The following is a 14,553-nucleotide window of genomic DNA, read 5'->3' as shown; positions in this document are numbered from 1 at the left end:
AATCATATTTACGCCTGTTTTGACCGTGACGCCACGCACTTTGTGCCATTCCAACAAACATTAAGATCAGGTAAGCCTTTGCGGCATCATTAAAACCTTTCGTTGCAAGTCATCACAGTCTCTTGACGCCTCGTGACTTTAGATAGACGCTAGGGTCGTTATGTTCGAAACGCAGTGCTGGGATTGCCGTCCTGTGTTTTCGCCGATTAAACCAGTGAATTAAGGGTCACAAATGACCATTTGGGCAACTATCCGTCTTTGTTTTGCAACCTTGGCTTTGGCTGTTTGGGCCAGTTTGGGCGCGGCGCAAACCGACCCGTCACCGATGGATGATATCGTAAAATCCGCCACTGAAGCGGGAATGCAGGTGATCGTCATCAATCCAGATGGCGAAACAAATGCCGAGACCGAAACGCTCGAAGAACGCGTCCAAGAATCATTGTTGATGAAATCGCAGGAACGGGCGGCGGCCTTTCGCACAACTTTGCGAAACCGCGTTGCTCGTGCGCCCGAAGCCTTTGAAGAGGTTGTATTTATTCTAAATGGCCAGAGCCCATCTGGCAGCTATACCTATTATTTCAATATCCTGTTTTCGACCCTTGGATTCTTGCTCGCGGCTGAATTTCTTGTGGGGATATTCTATGGTCGTATGTTGGTGGGCCCACGGTTCTACAAACTGCAAAAGCCCGACCCCAAAGGATACATCGACAAACTGCCAATTCTGTTATTGCGTACGTTGATCGCATTGGTTGGATTGGTCCTTGTTGTGATTGTGTCCTACGGCATCGGCTTTGCTATTTTTGGCGAGGCCGAAGACGGCACTGTGCGCCTGACCGTTGCCTACATCTATGTCACCTACTTCATGTCCCGAGGCGTTGTCTTTGTCTGGCGCATGGTTCTATCGCCTTATCTGCCGCAATATCGCATCCCACATTTCGAGGACAATGACGCCCGAAAACTGTTTTTCTGGCTGCTCACCGTTGCCTCGATATCTGTGATTGTGGTGAATTTCTGCGCTTGGATGCAGGAACTGGGGCTGTCTTATGACATTCATGCCTTGATGACATCCTTCCTGACACTGATGGTTGTATTCCTGAACGTGGGCATGGTTGTGTCCAACCGCAGAGCCATTTCTGGGGCGATCCTTGCGGGTGAAACCTATGAAGAAGCATCAGTGCCTGCACGGTTTGCATCCAAAGCATGGGCCCCTGTGATCATTATCTATTTCTTTGTGGCATGGGCCGAAATGACCTACCGCCTGATCGAAGCACAAGAGCTCGGCAGCCCACTGATCTCTGGCTTCTATTTGATCCTTCTGACCATTCTGGTTGTCTATGCCATCGTTGGTTACATCATTGAACGGATTTTCCGCAGACAGCGCCAGATGCAGGAATATCAGGCTCGCTTGGCCGAAGAGCGTGCCAACGAAGAAAGTGTCGAAGAGGCCGAACAAGACGGGGAACCAGAAGACACCGAAGCCGAAGAAGAGGTTCCAGAGGACGAGTTTTCACCCTTTTTACACACCCACAAACTGCGCACGTTTGAGGATTTGTCCCGCCGCGTTGCCAACATCCTCGCGGTGATCGCGGCTGCTTGGGCCATTACGCGCATTTGGCACATCGACATCAGCATGATGTCCGAAGGGCTTGTCAGCCGCAGCTATGACATCGTGACAATCCTGTTCATCGGCTATGTAATCTATCACTTTGTGCGCATCTGGATCGACCAAAAAATCGCAGAAGAAGGCGGTGAAGAGATCGAAGTTGCGCCTGGAGACGAAGGCGGTGCAGGCGGTGCATCGCGGCTCGCCACGCTGTTGCCATTGTTCCGAAATTTCTTACTTGTGGTCATCTTCACAACATTTGCGCTCATTGCGCTCACCAACCTTGGTATTAACGTGTCCGCCCTGTTCGCAGGTGCTGGTGTTGTTGGTCTAGCCATCGGCTTTGGTGCGCAGGCTCTTGTGCGCGACATCTTCTCTGGTGCGTTCTTCCTGTTCGATGACGCCTTCCGCAAAGGCGAATACATCGACGTGGGCGAAGTAAAAGGCACGGTGGAAAAAATCTCCGTTCGCTCCTTCCAGTTGCGCCACCATCTTGGACCGCTGCACACCATTCCGTTTGGTGAAATTCAGCATTTGACCAACTTTTCCCGTGATTGGGTGATGATGAAACTGCCCCTGCGCGTGACCTATGACACCGATGTGGAAAAGGTGCGCAAATTGATCAAAAAACTTGGCCTACAACTGCTCGAAGACGAAGTGGTCGGCAGCCAGTTCATTCAGCCGCTGAAATCGCAAGGCGTGATTGAAATGCAGGACAGCGCCATGATTATCCGCGTGAAATTCATGACCAAGCCAGGCGATCAATGGGTTCTGCGCAAACGGGTCTTTGCCGAAATCCGCGATCTGTTTGAACGCGAAGGCATTAAATTCGCCCACCGCGAAGTCACCGTTCGTTTGGCAGGTGATGGCGCGGAAAACCTGTCGAAGAAAGAAAAAGAAGCCATCGGCGCGGCGGCTCTATCTGCCAGCGACGACGAAGATCTTATCGCGGACAACGATGTGTCAGGCGACGATCGCTAACCCTTGAACGGAGGAAACCCATGTCTCGCATCAATTCTACCAAAATCGGCGATATTGAAATCATCGCTTTAACAGACGGTGCCACACAATTTGGCGCAGAGCTTTTCCCAGGAACGGAAGAAGCTGCGATCAACGATATCCTTAAAAGTGCGGGTACAGAAACCATCGATACCAATTTCAACGCCTTCATCGTAAAGTCGGGCGGCGACACTATGTTGGTCGACGCTGGCCCTCGTGACCTGTTCGGCGAAACCTGCGGTTTTCTGAGTGGCGCATTGGGCGAAGCGGGCATTGCTAACTCCGATATCACGCACCTGTTTTTCACCCACCTACACCCCGATCACATTGCAGGTGCGCTGACTCAAGACGGCCAAGCCGTGTTTCAAAACGCACAGATGCTTGTCTCCGAAGCAGATCATGCGTTTTGGTCAAAAGAAGTGTTCACCGACGAAACCTTGCAGCAATGGCAGGGTCTTGCCCAAGCCAGCATCGCGGCATATGCGGGTCGAACCGAACAGGTTAAGGCTGGCGATACATTGATCAGCGGCATCACCGCGCTCGATCTACCAGGCCACACGCCGGGTCACATGGGATTCATCGCCAATGATGGGTCAGACAGCTTTGCCCATACAGGTGATATTGCCCATGCGCAAACCCTGCAATTTGCCAACCCAGAGATCGGCATCGCCTTTGATATCGACATGGACACGGCACGTGCGACGCGCAAACGCACACTTGATATGATCGCCACGGACGGCATGTTGATGTCTGGCGGTCATATGCTGCAACCCAACATCGGCACGCTCGAACGGGCCGGCCAAGGCTATAGTTTTGTAAAGGCATAAATCCATGAAAAACAAATCCGTCATCATCACCGGCGCCAGCCGCGGCATCGGCGAGGCTGCGGCCCGCAAATTTGCAGAGCTTGGTGCTAAGGTCCTGTTGTGCGCGCGTTCTACAGGCGACATTGAACGCATCGCAGACGAGATTAACGCAGATGGGGGAACCGCAATCGCGCTGGCCACAGACGTTGCTGTTTTTGGTCAAGTCCAAGCGGCCATTGATCTGGCGCAATCTCAATTTGGCGGCGTCGATGTGCTCATCAACAACGCGGGCCTTTTGGATCCCGTTTCGCGATTGGAATCTTCGGATGTGGCCGCGTGGGATAAGGTGATCGACGTGAACGTAAAGGGTGTTTACTATGGCATGCGCGCGGCCGTGTCAGTTATGAAATCCGCAGGCGGCGGGACAATTATCACGATCGGTTCAGGGGCGGCCACCTCAGCTCTCGAAGGATGGTCCCACTACAATACGTCAAAGGCCGCAGTTCACCATTTGAACGCCTGCCTGCACGGCGAAGAAGGCGAAAACGGCATCCGCGCTTTGGTTCTGTCCCCTGGGACAGTGGCCACAGAAATGCAGCGTATCATCAAAAAATCAGGCGTGAATCCCGTCAGCACACTGGAATGGGAAGATCATCGTCCGCCATCCGTTATTGCCGACACGCTGGCATGGATGTGTACTTCAGACGCTGACGATTATCTTGGCGATGTTGTGCGCCAAAGCGACCCTGAAATTCTGAACCGATTGGGCCAATCATGATCGACGTAACCCGCGACAGTGGCCAGTGGCGCGTCACCCTGAACCGCCCTGACAAGGCAAACGCCCTGACACCACAGATGCTGCAAGACATCGCAGATGTCGCCGCCGAAGCCCATGCAGACCCCGATCTGCGCACCTTTGTTATCACGGGTGCGGGGGATCGTGTGTTTTGTGCAGGGGCGGACGTTTCAAACGGCGAAGATATGTTTGAATTCACGCGCGATCAGGTGTGGGTTAATGCCTCACAAAACATCGCAGACCTGCCTTGCCTGACCATCGCCGCCCTGAACGGCACGCTCGCTGGCGGCGGCTTTGCCCTCGCACTCGCGTGTGACATGCGCATCGCGACACCGCAGGCGAAATTCTTCTACCCCGTCCTAAAACGCGGATTTCTTCCGCAACCCAACGACGTAAAACGCATGGCCACATTGGTCGGTCCCGCGCGGGCAAAATTAATCTTGATGGCAGGGCAAAAACTCGCCTCAGACGAAGCGCTCAGCATCGGCCTTATCGACCGTATCGTGGACCTCGACACGTTCGATGATACGCTTGAAAGCCTGACGCTGGACGCAGCTACTGCGAAACCCCAAAGCATCGCGGCCATCAAACGTCTGTTCGACGATCTGTCAGCCGATGACTTGAATGATTGTTACGAGGCCGCCTATTTCGACAACGCCGAAGCGATCAAACGGATCACACGGCGTTAAGGGGCAACGCCGTCGTTTCCTTGACCTGCTCCATCACAAAACTGGCGGACATATCGGACACCTGCACCTTGGCGATGAAACGTTTGTAAAACGCATCATAGTCAGCCATGTCCGCCACCTGAATATGCAACAGATAATCAAGGTCGCCCGTCATGCGGTACGCCCCTGTGATCTGTGGCATCATGCGAACGGCGCTGGCGAAAGTCTCCATCCAATCCGCATCATGACTGTCCGTGCGCACTTGCACAAAAACCGACAGTTTCAACCCCAGCTTCATCGGGTCCAGCAGCACAACACGTCCTTTGATCCAGCCTTCTTCCTCCATCATCTTAATCCGCCGCCAGCAGGCATTGCGCGACAGGTTCACCTGTTCGGACAAGGCATCAAGCGGTTGATCTGCGTCTTTTTGCAGGATTTCAAGAATACGGATATTTATGGGATCAAGTTTCATATAGAAACGAGTAGCGCAGGACACCGTCCCAAGACAAGTCCCTAGCGTCGACGCTTTGGCGTCTTGGAATGAAAATCAGCTGGGCGTTTGCTTACCCATTTCACAAACTTGCCTAACCTTTCATGCCCGCGCAAAGCCTCTGGCGTATTATATTCTCGTGCCAATTCTGCCTCGCTCAAACTCGCGTGGATTTCGTTGTGACAAATCTGGTGCAGCAACACGCGCGGCCCCTTCGCCCCGCCTTTCAGCTTGGGGATTAAATGATGTTCGCTCTGTTTTGCGTGCGGCGGGATGGGCCGCAAACACAGCGGGCAAATCGGATCATCCGCGTCCATGCGGCACATCCCAATCAATGCTCGGACCAGCGGGTACAATACCCAATGGATTGCGCAATTCAGACGGTGAAAAATACCCCTGTTTGTAGATATCGAAATTGACCGTCTGCGCCACACCGTCCATCTGATAAATCTCCCGCGCGTAGGCCCAAAGATTTGGGTAATCCATCAAACGGCGCAGATTGCATTTAAACGCATAGTGATAGGCCACATCGAACCGCGCCAAGGTTGGGAACATCCGCACATCAGCCTCGGTAAAGTGATCCCCACACAGGTATCGCGACTCCGCCAAATGCGCCTCGACTTTATCCATTGTTGCAAACACATCCGCCACGCCTTTGTCATACGCCTCTTGAGTGCGCGCGAAACCAGCACGGTAGACGCCGTTGTTAAAAGTTGGATAGATCAGCTCGTTCCACGCATCCACCTGTTTGGCCAAATCGTCAGGGTATAAATCGCCGCCAAATGCAGTGTTCAGCACACGAATAATTTCGGCGCTTTCGTTATTGACGATCACACCCGTCTGTTTGTCCCACAACACAGGAACAGTGATCCGCCCAGTGTACGCGGGCATGTGTTTCGCATAAACCTCATGCACAGCTGCCACGCCGAACAACGGATCAGAAAACGCACCGTTTGCATCGAACACCCAACCCTGATCGGTGCGCCGTGGTTTGGCATAGGACACAGAAATCGCATCCTCCAATCCCAGCACGGCACGGGTCAGCAACGCCCGATGTGCCCACGGGCAATTCCACGCAACAAACAGATGATAGCGCCCAGCCTCTGGCGTGAAACCATCTTCGCCAATCCAGTTGCGAATGCTTGATGCTTTGCGCCGAAACTCCCCATCTGATGGGCTTTCTGGTGCAGGATCTTCTGCAAAATACTGCCCGTCAATCATCACACCCATAGTCATCCACACCTTTTTCTGTTTAGAAGATCACAAAGCGCAAATGGGCTGCGCGTCAAGTCTGGGAACGGCCATGAATTTTGATCATCCTCTTGTACAAACCGCAATGGAATACTGGGGCATGGGCCGCGACCTTGCGCTTGGCTGGCTCACCAGCCCCGCCGCATGGTCTCAATTCGGCCTGCTACTGGTCGCATATTTTGCCGCCAAATTTGCGGCCAAACGGCTCGAACCCGTTCTCAACCGTCTGCTGACACCCCCTGCGGAGCAAGAAAATATCATCGCCACATCGCGGCGTTTTGTGTTGATCTTTCTGCCCCTTCTGTTGCCGCTGCTCGCCTATGCGTTCACGGGTATCGGTGAACAAATCACGCGATCTTTGTTTGGGTCAGGCGCGGTTATTGCCTTTGGCAAACGCCTGTTTATCCTTCTGGCCGCGCGTATTTTTGTGCAGCAGATCATCTATGATCCGTTCCTGAAATTGATCGGTAAATACATCCTGATCCCTTTCGCCATCCTCTATGCGCTGGGCATTCTTGATCCTGTCCTTCTGTACCTGTCCGAATTTATCATCGGCGTGGGCAACATCAAATTTTCAGCCTTGGCCGTGATCCGCGGCGTGGTGTTCGGCTCGGTTCTGTTCTGGCTTGGCAGTTGGTCCAACAGCCAATCCGCCTCCTATATCAAAACCCAAGAGGACATGCGCCCCGCCACCCGTGAGCTGGCCGCCAAGGCCGTTGAACTGATTATTTTCGGGACGGCTTTCCTGCTCTTGATGAACATCATGGGCATCAACCTATCCTCCCTCGCCATCCTTGGGGGTGCGGTTGGTGTTGGTCTCGGCTTTGGTCTGCAAAAAATCGCGTCAAACTTTATTTCGGGCATCATTCTCTTGCTCGAAGGGCAGGCCACCGTCGGCGATTACGTGGAACTCGATGGCGGTGAGGCAGGCACGATTATCAAAATGACCGCGCGAGCCACCATTTTGGAAACCTATGACGGGCGCTGGATTGTTGTGCCCAACGAAGACTTCATCATCACCCGCGTCACCAACTTTTCTGACAGCGGCTCGGCCAATCGGTATGAGGCGGATTTTTCAGTGTCCTATGACACCGATATCAACCTGATCCCTGACATTGTGGAAAAGGCTGTGGCCAAACATAAAGATGTGCTTGACCAACCCTTCCCACCCGATTGCGAATTGCGCGGCTTTGGCGACAGCGGCATCAACTTTGCGGTGGAATTCTGGGTCGAAGGCATCGACGACGGGCCGAATAAATACACCTCTGATGTGTTGTTCATTATTTGGAACGCGCTCAAGGACAACAACATCGAAATTCCATATCCGCAGCGTGTTGTGGAAATCAAAGGCGGCTTTCCAAAGGCCCCTGAATGACCGACGCGCTGGTCATCGGTGCGGGTCCTGCAGGCCTGATGGCTGCTGAAATGCTGGCGGATGCAGGGCATTCTGTGACGGTGGCGGATGGCAAACCATCTGTAGGCCGCAAGTTTTTGATGGCAGGTAAATCAGGGCTGAACCTGACGAAGTCCGAACCATTTGCTGATTTCATCGCAGCTTTTGGGTCTGCTGCGGATTGGTTAAAACCCAGCATCGAAGCCTTTGACAACACAGCCGTTATCGACTGGGCACAAGGCTTAGACCAAGACACATTCATCGGCTCCACCCGCCGCGTTTTTCCCAAAGCCATGAAAGCATCTCCACTGCTTCGCGCATGGCTGAACCGACTGTCCGACAAAGGCGTCACATTCCAAACCCGTTGGCGCTGGGTCGAATGGACGGGAGGCATATTCATCTTTGAAACACCAAACGGCCTGCATTCTGTCACGCCAAAAGCAACTGTATTGGCCCTTGGCGGCGCAAGCTGGGCGCGGCTTGGGTCTGATGGCATGTGGACTGATATCCTCGCCCAGCGCGGTATCGACACAGCCCCGTTTGAACCATCTAACATGGGGATCACTGTGGACTGGTCCGATCACATGGCCCCCCTCTTTGGCGCACCATTAAAAAACATCGCCATGACGGTTGGAAACGACAGACGCAAAGGCGAATGTGTGCTGTCAAAATCAGGCCTCGAAGGATCGCTCGTCTATCAATTCTCAACAGGATTGCGCAGCAGCGAACCGATGCAAATCGACCTTCTGCCAGATCAAACCACTGCCGCTTTGCAGGCCCGTATTGACAAACAATCAACCAAAACGAGCCTCGCAAACATTCTGCGAAAGTCACTGAAGCTCGATGCAGTGAAATCTGCACTTGTGATGGAATTTGCCCGCGCCACACCGCGCGATGCACTTGCGCAAACGGTAAAGTCTTTGCCAATTCCCTACACAGGGACGGCCCCACTCGATCTTGCAATATCCGTTGCAGGAGGTGTGCGCCAAACGGATTTAACAGCTGACTTCATGCTGGCATCAGAATCTGGCTCATTCTGCGCGGGCGAAATGCTGGATTGGGAAGCGCCCACAGGCGGCTATCTAATCACCGCCTGTCTTGCCACAGGTCGCACAGCAGGTCGCGCTGCCGCAGACTACATTAAGCGGCTTTCCTGACGGCATCCGCGCGCTTGTACGCATCCCGTTCCAAACACCGTTTTACCAACGCACGCAGCGGTTTGCTTTCGAACGGGAACCCTGCATTTCGTGCCCATCCCGCGCAATGCGTGAACAGCAAATCAGGAACGGTGCAGGTATCACCCATAAAGAAATCGTTGTCCCCCAAACGGGTTTCTAGCGCGTTGATGGATCGTTCAAATTCCCACATCAAAACCGGTTTGATATCCGTTGAACGCTGATTTTCTGGGTTCACGAAACTGTTGCGGGCTGCGGTCCACAACGCCCCATCAATCTCGTCACAAATGAACTGTGTGAAACTGTCCTGTTTGGCCCGTTCAATTGTCCCGGCCTTAAAGGTTAAACCGCCGTGTTTGTCTGCCAGATACTGCATGATCGCCACGGAATCGATGATGATGTCATCCCCATCCTTGAGCGCAGGAACCTTCCCTGTCGGGTTATATTCTGCCATCGCCGCCTTGTCGGTTGGGGACAGCGGCAGCACGTCATATTCAACGCTCAGCTCTTCCATCATCCATAAAACTCGAAACGGACGTGCCTTTGGTGTGCCAATCAGTGTGTACATGGTTAATTCCTTTGTAGCATTGCAATGCGGATGAACGTGCGTTCCACCAGTGCCATTTCTGGCGGCTTTTGGCTGGATCGCAACTGCAAATCCGTGTTCATCAATTCGGTCAGTGCCTTTTCCACCTTATTCGCGCCAAGCCGCCGAGCCTGCCGTGCCAGCCGATCTTTGCGCGGCCCAAACACAGGTGGTCGCGCACGTGCCAGCGCCGTATCAGGCCCCTGCGGGTGCGTGGTCGCCGCATGTAATGTGCGAAAATGCCGTGTGGCCGCGATGCACAGGGCCGTTGGGTTCACGCCTTGCCCCGACAGCCGTTTCAGCGTCGGAACCACATCACCCGTGCGCCCTTCGGCAATAGCATGGGCCGCATCATCCAGATTCGCATCCGAGGTGGCGGGCATACAGGCATCAATATCTTCGCCTGTGATTGGCGTGTTATCGCCGTATTTATACAGCCCCAGCTTTTCAATTGTCTGGTTCAATTCACCAGGGTCGAGCGTGCGGGCCAACTGCATCAACGCGTCCATCGCCCCTTGGGGTAAATCGCCAAGCTTGGCTTCTTTTGCCAAACGCTCAATTTCAGGCCGTCCGGGGGGGTCATCGTAAATACCAATAGCAACGGCGCGTTGATCGCCCTCAAATGCTTTGCGCAGTTTGGACCTTGCGTTCAGACTGCTGGCGGTCACAACCAGTGTTGCATCCCCTTCTGCCCATTCACCCAGCGCTGTTTCCAATACCGCCGTCAGGCCATCCCCCGCCCCTTCAACAAACACAACGCGGGGACCAGGGAAAAACCCTTGCGCCTTAATTCCATCCAAAACCAATGCGGGTTCTTTGCGCAGCTCTGCCGCTTCGATACGGGTCAGGCGCATTTCTTCTTCGGCTTGTGCGCCAACCAATGCTTTGATCACTTGCTGGCGTTTCAGCGCCACTCTCATGGAATCCATACCATAAAGCAGAATTGCAGATTTGCCCGCGTCAGGCTTTGCTAAAAACGCGGCCGCCTGCCCACCTGCCAGTTTCATGTGGCCCAGTCGTCCGATGTGATGGCAATGCGATTGGCAATTTGCCCTGCCAGCGCCTTCACCAATCGGGTGTTGGCATCCCGCTTGGCCACCGCAGATGGGAACGTCGCAGATGTGGTGCCATAGGCGGTGACGTTTTTTACGCTGTCCTGATACACCACTGTCCCCGTATCGCGGCGGCGCACGGTAAAGGCCGCCACTCCGTTCAAATTGGTTCGGGTCGTGCCTTCATCCTCGGTCACCGCCAAACCAGTTTCCGTGGTGGTCAGTTTAAACGTCAGAATATAAGGCGCGTTTGCGTCGGCAAAGCCAAGCTGGTTTTCCAGCTCTTCGCGCAATTCAAACCCGTTGCGCCCTTTGACAAGATCAATATCAATCTGCCCTTGCAACGCCGAAGCTGTTGTTCCCTGTTTATAGATAGGTTCAAATCCACATGCCGAAACACCCAACCCAAGGGCCAGCGCCAACATATGTCTTCGGTTAAACAACAACATTCACAATCCGCCCTGGCACAACGATCAGCTTTTTGGGCTCTGCCCCATCCAGCATCTTGATTACAGTCTCGTTTGCCAGAACCAGTTTTTCAACCTCTTCCTTGGGCATATCCTTTGCAACGGTGATTTCATCGCGGCGTTTGCCGTTGATTTGGATCGGCAAAGTCACCGTGTCATCCACCAACATGCTCTCGTCCGCTTTGGGCCAAGCGGCCTGCGCCACAAGACCTTCACCACCCAGATGCGCCCAGATATCCTCGGCCAAATGCGGGGTCATCGGCGCCATCAACTGTGCCATTGCCATAATTGCTTCGCGCTTGGCGGCTTTGCCTGCTTTGGATTTCGCCAATGTGTTGGTGAACCCATAAAGCTTTGCAATCGCCGCATTAAACCCGAAACTTTCGATGTTCATGGTCACTTCGTGAATGGCTTTGTGCATTTCTTTCAGCAGGTTATCGTCACCCTCGCCCGCGCCCTCTGGCATCTCTGCAATCGTGTCACACAGCGTCCATACGCGGTTGATATGCTTCCACGCCGCTGTTGCACCTGATGCGGTCCATTCCACATCCCGTTCTGGCGGGGAGTCGGACAGAACAAACCATCGGGCCGTATCCGCACCGAACTGGTCGATGATATCTTCTGGATCGACAACGTTTTTCTTGGATTTGGACATCTTGATTGACGGACCAACCGTTACTGGCCGCCCGTCCGTTGTTTCATACCCACCATCCACAGGCTTGATGTCTTCGGGGTTCAACCACTTTCCGTCTGGGTCCTGATAAGTTTCGTGACACACCATCCCTTGCGTAAACAACGCATTGAACGGCTCAATCGCGGATTTTGGCATATGCCCCGTTTCGCTCATGGCGCGGGCAAAGAAACGGGAATACAACAGGTGCAGAATCGCGTGTTCGATCCCACCAATGTACTGATCCACATTCATCCAATAGGACAAATCCTCATCCACAGTCGGTGTTTCGGCTCGTGGTGCCGTAAAGCGCGCAAAATACCACGACGAATCCACAAAGGTATCCATCGTATCCGTTTCACGTTGCGCAGGTTTACCACAAGACGGGCATGGCACATCACGCCACGTTGGATGCCAGTTCAGCGGATTGCCGGGCCGATCAAATGTCGCGTCTTTGGGCAATTCAACAGGCAGATTTTCCTTCTTCTCAGGCACCACGCCACAGCTTTCGCAATGCACAACAGGGATCGGACACCCCCAGAACCGCTGCCGTGACGCACCCCAATCACGCAAACGATAGTTTGTGGTGCCCGTGCCCCAACCCTTGTCCTCAGCATAAGCAATAGTCGCATCAATCGCCTCTTGCCCTGTCGCCACGTCCAGACCCGCAAAATGGTCGACCCATTTCACCTTTTCCGTCTTAGGCGGAACAAACGCCGTATTTGCAACAGGCGTGTTATCATCCAACGCAAAGAACGTATCAATCACAGGCAAATCGTATTTGCAGCAGAAATCCAAATCCCGCTGATCATGCGCAGGACAGCCAAAAATAGCCCCTGTGCCGTAGTCCATCAGGATAAAGTTCGCGATCCAAACAGGCAGTTCTTGATCCGCATACAACGGATGTTTCACCCGAATCCCAGTATCCATCCCCAACTTCGGCGCGGTCTCAATCGCTTCTTCTGTCGTGCCACCCTTGCGGCATTCCGCAACAAACGCCGCCACATCGGCATTATCCGCCTCCAACTGCTTTGCAATCGGATGGTCAGGCGAAATGCCCACAAAGCTCGCACCGTTCAACGTATCAGGCCGCGTGGTATAAACCTCGATCTTGTCGCCACCATCCGTACGTTCAAAGGCAAATTCCAAACCACGGGATTTGCCGATCCAGTTACGCTGCATCAACCGCACCTTATCGGGCCAGCCTTCCAGATCATCAATTGCGCTTAACAGCTCTTCGGAAAACGCGGAAATCTTAAAAAACCACTGCGTCAGTTCCTTACGCTCCACCAACGCACCAGACCGCCATCCACGGCCAGCTTCCACCTGCTCGTTGGCCAAAACGGTCATGTCCACAGGATCCCAGTTCACCACCGCCTTTTTGCGGTAGACCAAGCCTTTTTCCATGAAATCAATAAACATAGCCTGTTGCTGACCATAGTATTCAGGGTCACAGGTGGCCAATTCTCGGGACCAATCGATCGACAGACCCATCGGTTTCATTTGCGCACGCATGTCCGCGATGTTCTGGTATGTCCATTCGCCCGGATGCACACCCTTTTCCATCGCCGCATTTTCGGCAGGCAAACCAAATGAATCCCATCCCATTGGATGCAAGACATTAAAACCTTGTGCCGCCTTATACCGCGCCACTACATCCCCCAGCGCATAGTTGCGCACGTGGCCCATGTGAATCCGCCCAGATGGATAGGGGAACATTTCCAACACATAGTATTTGTCACGGCTTTCATCGCGCTCTGCTTTGAAAACGCCTGCCTCATCCCAAGCTTTTTGCCACTTTGGCTCCACTACACGTGCATTATAACGTGACATTCATTTTTTCCTTAAACAGCAAAACGCCGGACATTTGCCCGGCGTTTGATTCTTCTACGGGCGGTATGTACCGCGTTATAGGTTTTTGTCGCGCACACGCAACTGACGGGCACGGGTCAAAATCGCATCTTCGATACGACGAACAGTTTCAGCGCTTGCCGTACCGCCACGCGTGTGAACGGACACTTTCAAAGACCGCGCATCCAAGGCTGGGTCCTGAACCAGAACGGTTGCACGATACTGACGGCTGCTTCCCGGGGCGCGACCCCAGCCCATAACCAGCACACCTGTAAACGGGTCAGCTGATTCAACGGGCAAAAAGCTGAGTGTTTCCAACGAAGCGTTCCACAAATACTTGTTCACACGCACATTAACGTTTTGATCAGGAGAGCGCAGCGCATCAAAAATGGAAACAGCTTCGTTTCCATCCTCACCCAACGCGCGCAATTGCGCACCTGCGCTCGGGTTTTCATTGGCCGCTTGTTGTTGCGCCAAACCCGATGGGCGATTGCCGCCAAACAGGCCGCTGCCCCCCGCACTGGAATTTCTGAACCCACCACAGCCAGACAAGGCAACACAAAGTGTGCCAATCAACGCTGCTTTCATATATATAGTATTCATACTCTCTGCCCCGAGCTTTTCAGCTGTTTCACTCGTTTACCGTTAGTTCCTGCATCGGACAAGTTATTATTGCGTGATGCCTGCTTCATTTCCTTTTAAAAGGGCCAGAAAAATTACTGTGGCATCAATGCACCAATTTTGCC

14 protein-coding genes are annotated in these 14,553 nt (G+C 53.4%); 6 read left to right on the top strand and 8 right to left on the bottom strand.

Annotated features, from left to right (window positions below):
* Window positions 1-232 precede the first annotated feature (232 nt).
* Genes QBD29_RS02130 through QBD29_RS02115 form a run of 4 tightly spaced genes read left to right on the top strand, consistent with a single transcriptional unit; the run spans window position 233 to window position 4,893 of the window.
* The gene (locus QBD29_RS02130) at window positions 233-2,584 is read left to right on the top strand and encodes a mechanosensitive ion channel family protein (RefSeq protein ID WP_280099691.1); all 2,352 of its coding nucleotides are present in this window, start codon (window positions 233-235) and stop codon (window positions 2,582-2,584) included.
* A 20-nt stretch (window positions 2,585-2,604) separates the two neighbouring features.
* Window positions 2,605-3,429, top strand: a complete 825-nt coding sequence (locus tag QBD29_RS02125) for an MBL fold metallo-hydrolase (RefSeq protein WP_280099690.1) — start codon at window positions 2,605-2,607, stop codon at window positions 3,427-3,429.
* A gap of 4 nt (window positions 3,430-3,433) precedes the next feature.
* Window positions 3,434-4,186, top strand: a complete 753-nt coding sequence (locus QBD29_RS02120) for an SDR family oxidoreductase (protein ID WP_280099689.1) — start codon at window positions 3,434-3,436, stop codon at window positions 4,184-4,186.
* Complete coding sequence (locus QBD29_RS02115; RefSeq protein WP_280099688.1) at window positions 4,183-4,893, top strand: enoyl-CoA hydratase/isomerase family protein; 711 nt, start codon at window positions 4,183-4,185, stop codon at window positions 4,891-4,893. Before QBD29_RS02120 ends, QBD29_RS02115 begins: the two co-directional genes overlap by 4 nt.
* Here the strand turns inward: QBD29_RS02115 and QBD29_RS02110 are convergent.
* Genes QBD29_RS02110 through QBD29_RS02100 form a run of 3 tightly spaced genes read right to left on the bottom strand, consistent with a single transcriptional unit; the run spans window position 4,880 to window position 6,592 of the window.
* Window positions 4,880-5,344 carry an Lrp/AsnC family transcriptional regulator gene (locus QBD29_RS02110; RefSeq protein WP_280099687.1) on the bottom strand — a complete coding sequence of 155 codons (465 nt, stop codon included), beginning with the start codon at window positions 5,342-5,344 and terminating at the stop codon, window positions 4,880-4,882. The genes QBD29_RS02115 and QBD29_RS02110 overlap by 14 nt on opposite strands.
* 41 nt (window positions 5,345-5,385) lie before the next feature.
* Entirely contained in the window at window positions 5,386-5,679 is a 294-nt protein-coding gene (locus tag QBD29_RS02105; RefSeq protein ID WP_280099686.1) for an HNH endonuclease, read from the bottom strand.
* On the bottom strand, window positions 5,666-6,592 hold the full coding sequence (locus tag QBD29_RS02100) for a glutathione S-transferase C-terminal domain-containing protein (protein ID WP_280099685.1): 927 nt from the start codon (window positions 6,590-6,592) through the stop codon (window positions 5,666-5,668). The genes QBD29_RS02105 and QBD29_RS02100 overlap by 14 nt, the downstream gene beginning before the upstream one ends.
* Before the next feature lie 73 nt (window positions 6,593-6,665).
* Here QBD29_RS02100 and QBD29_RS02095 point away from each other — a divergent pair, with 73 nt between their 5' ends.
* Together QBD29_RS02095 and QBD29_RS02090 are read left to right on the top strand one after the other, a co-directional pair.
* Complete coding sequence (locus QBD29_RS02095) at window positions 6,666-7,988, top strand: mechanosensitive ion channel domain-containing protein (protein ID WP_280099684.1); 1,323 nt, start codon at window positions 6,666-6,668, stop codon at window positions 7,986-7,988.
* On the top strand, window positions 7,985-9,163 hold the full coding sequence (locus QBD29_RS02090) for a TIGR03862 family flavoprotein (RefSeq protein ID WP_280099683.1): 1,179 nt from the start codon (window positions 7,985-7,987) through the stop codon (window positions 9,161-9,163). Before QBD29_RS02095 ends, QBD29_RS02090 begins: the two co-directional genes overlap by 4 nt.
* Here QBD29_RS02090 and QBD29_RS02085 read toward each other — a convergent pair.
* The 5 genes from QBD29_RS02085 to QBD29_RS02065 all read right to left on the bottom strand — a co-directional run bounded on the left by QBD29_RS02085 (window position 9,147) and on the right by QBD29_RS02065 (window position 14,410).
* Complete coding sequence (locus QBD29_RS02085; protein WP_280099682.1) at window positions 9,147-9,749, bottom strand: glutathione S-transferase family protein; 603 nt, start codon at window positions 9,747-9,749, stop codon at window positions 9,147-9,149. The genes QBD29_RS02090 and QBD29_RS02085 overlap by 17 nt on opposite strands.
* A 2-nt stretch (window positions 9,750-9,751) precedes the next feature.
* Window positions 9,752-10,774, bottom strand: coding sequence for a DNA polymerase III subunit delta (gene holA, locus QBD29_RS02080; RefSeq protein ID WP_280099681.1), 1,023 nt, complete (start codon window positions 10,772-10,774; stop codon window positions 9,752-9,754).
* The gene (lptE, locus tag QBD29_RS02075; protein ID WP_280099680.1) at window positions 10,771-11,268 is read right to left on the bottom strand and encodes an LPS assembly lipoprotein LptE; all 498 of its coding nucleotides are present in this window, start codon (window positions 11,266-11,268) and stop codon (window positions 10,771-10,773) included. The genes holA and lptE overlap by 4 nt, the downstream gene beginning before the upstream one ends.
* Window positions 11,255-13,789 (bottom strand): leucine--tRNA ligase, encoded by a 2,535-nt coding sequence (gene leuS / locus QBD29_RS02070; protein ID WP_280099679.1) that lies wholly within the window; start codon window positions 13,787-13,789, stop codon window positions 11,255-11,257. The genes lptE and leuS overlap by 14 nt, the downstream gene beginning before the upstream one ends.
* A gap of 75 nt (window positions 13,790-13,864) precedes the next feature.
* The gene (locus QBD29_RS02065; RefSeq protein ID WP_280099678.1) at window positions 13,865-14,410 is read right to left on the bottom strand and encodes a DUF3576 domain-containing protein; all 546 of its coding nucleotides are present in this window, start codon (window positions 14,408-14,410) and stop codon (window positions 13,865-13,867) included.
* Between the last annotated feature and the right edge of the window lie 143 nt (window positions 14,411-14,553).

Source organism: Amylibacter sp. IMCC11727 (genome assembly GCF_029854195.1).
GTDB lineage: Bacteria > Pseudomonadota > Alphaproteobacteria > Rhodobacterales > Rhodobacteraceae > Amylibacter.
This window is presented reverse-complemented; position numbering and strand designations above follow the sequence as displayed.

Coding starts and splice junctions, on each gene's coding strand:
- QBD29_RS02130 (WP_280099691.1), top strand. CDS start 233: ATGACCATTTGGGCAACTATCCGTCTTTGTTTTGCAACCTTGGCTTTG.
- QBD29_RS02125 (WP_280099690.1), top strand. CDS start 2,605: ATGTCTCGCATCAATTCTACCAAAATCGGCGATATTGAAATCATCGCT.
- QBD29_RS02120 (WP_280099689.1), top strand. CDS start 3,434: ATGAAAAACAAATCCGTCATCATCACCGGCGCCAGCCGCGGCATCGGC.
- QBD29_RS02115 (WP_280099688.1), top strand. CDS start 4,183: ATGATCGACGTAACCCGCGACAGTGGCCAGTGGCGCGTCACCCTGAAC.
- QBD29_RS02110 (WP_280099687.1), bottom strand. CDS start 5,344: ATGAAACTTGATCCCATAAATATCCGTATTCTTGAAATCCTGCAAAAA.
- QBD29_RS02105 (WP_280099686.1), bottom strand. CDS start 5,679: ATGGACGCGGATGATCCGATTTGCCCGCTGTGTTTGCGGCCCATCCCG.
- QBD29_RS02100 (WP_280099685.1), bottom strand. CDS start 6,592: ATGGGTGTGATGATTGACGGGCAGTATTTTGCAGAAGATCCTGCACCA.
- QBD29_RS02095 (WP_280099684.1), top strand. CDS start 6,666: ATGAATTTTGATCATCCTCTTGTACAAACCGCAATGGAATACTGGGGC.
- QBD29_RS02090 (WP_280099683.1), top strand. CDS start 7,985: ATGACCGACGCGCTGGTCATCGGTGCGGGTCCTGCAGGCCTGATGGCT.
- QBD29_RS02085 (WP_280099682.1), bottom strand. CDS start 9,749: ATGTACACACTGATTGGCACACCAAAGGCACGTCCGTTTCGAGTTTTA.
- holA (WP_280099681.1), bottom strand. CDS start 10,774: ATGAAACTGGCAGGTGGGCAGGCGGCCGCGTTTTTAGCAAAGCCTGAC.
- lptE (WP_280099680.1), bottom strand. CDS start 11,268: ATGTTGTTGTTTAACCGAAGACATATGTTGGCGCTGGCCCTTGGGTTG.
- leuS (WP_280099679.1), bottom strand. CDS start 13,789: ATGTCACGTTATAATGCACGTGTAGTGGAGCCAAAGTGGCAAAAAGCT.
- QBD29_RS02065 (WP_280099678.1), bottom strand. CDS start 14,410: ATGAATACTATATATATGAAAGCAGCGTTGATTGGCACACTTTGTGTT.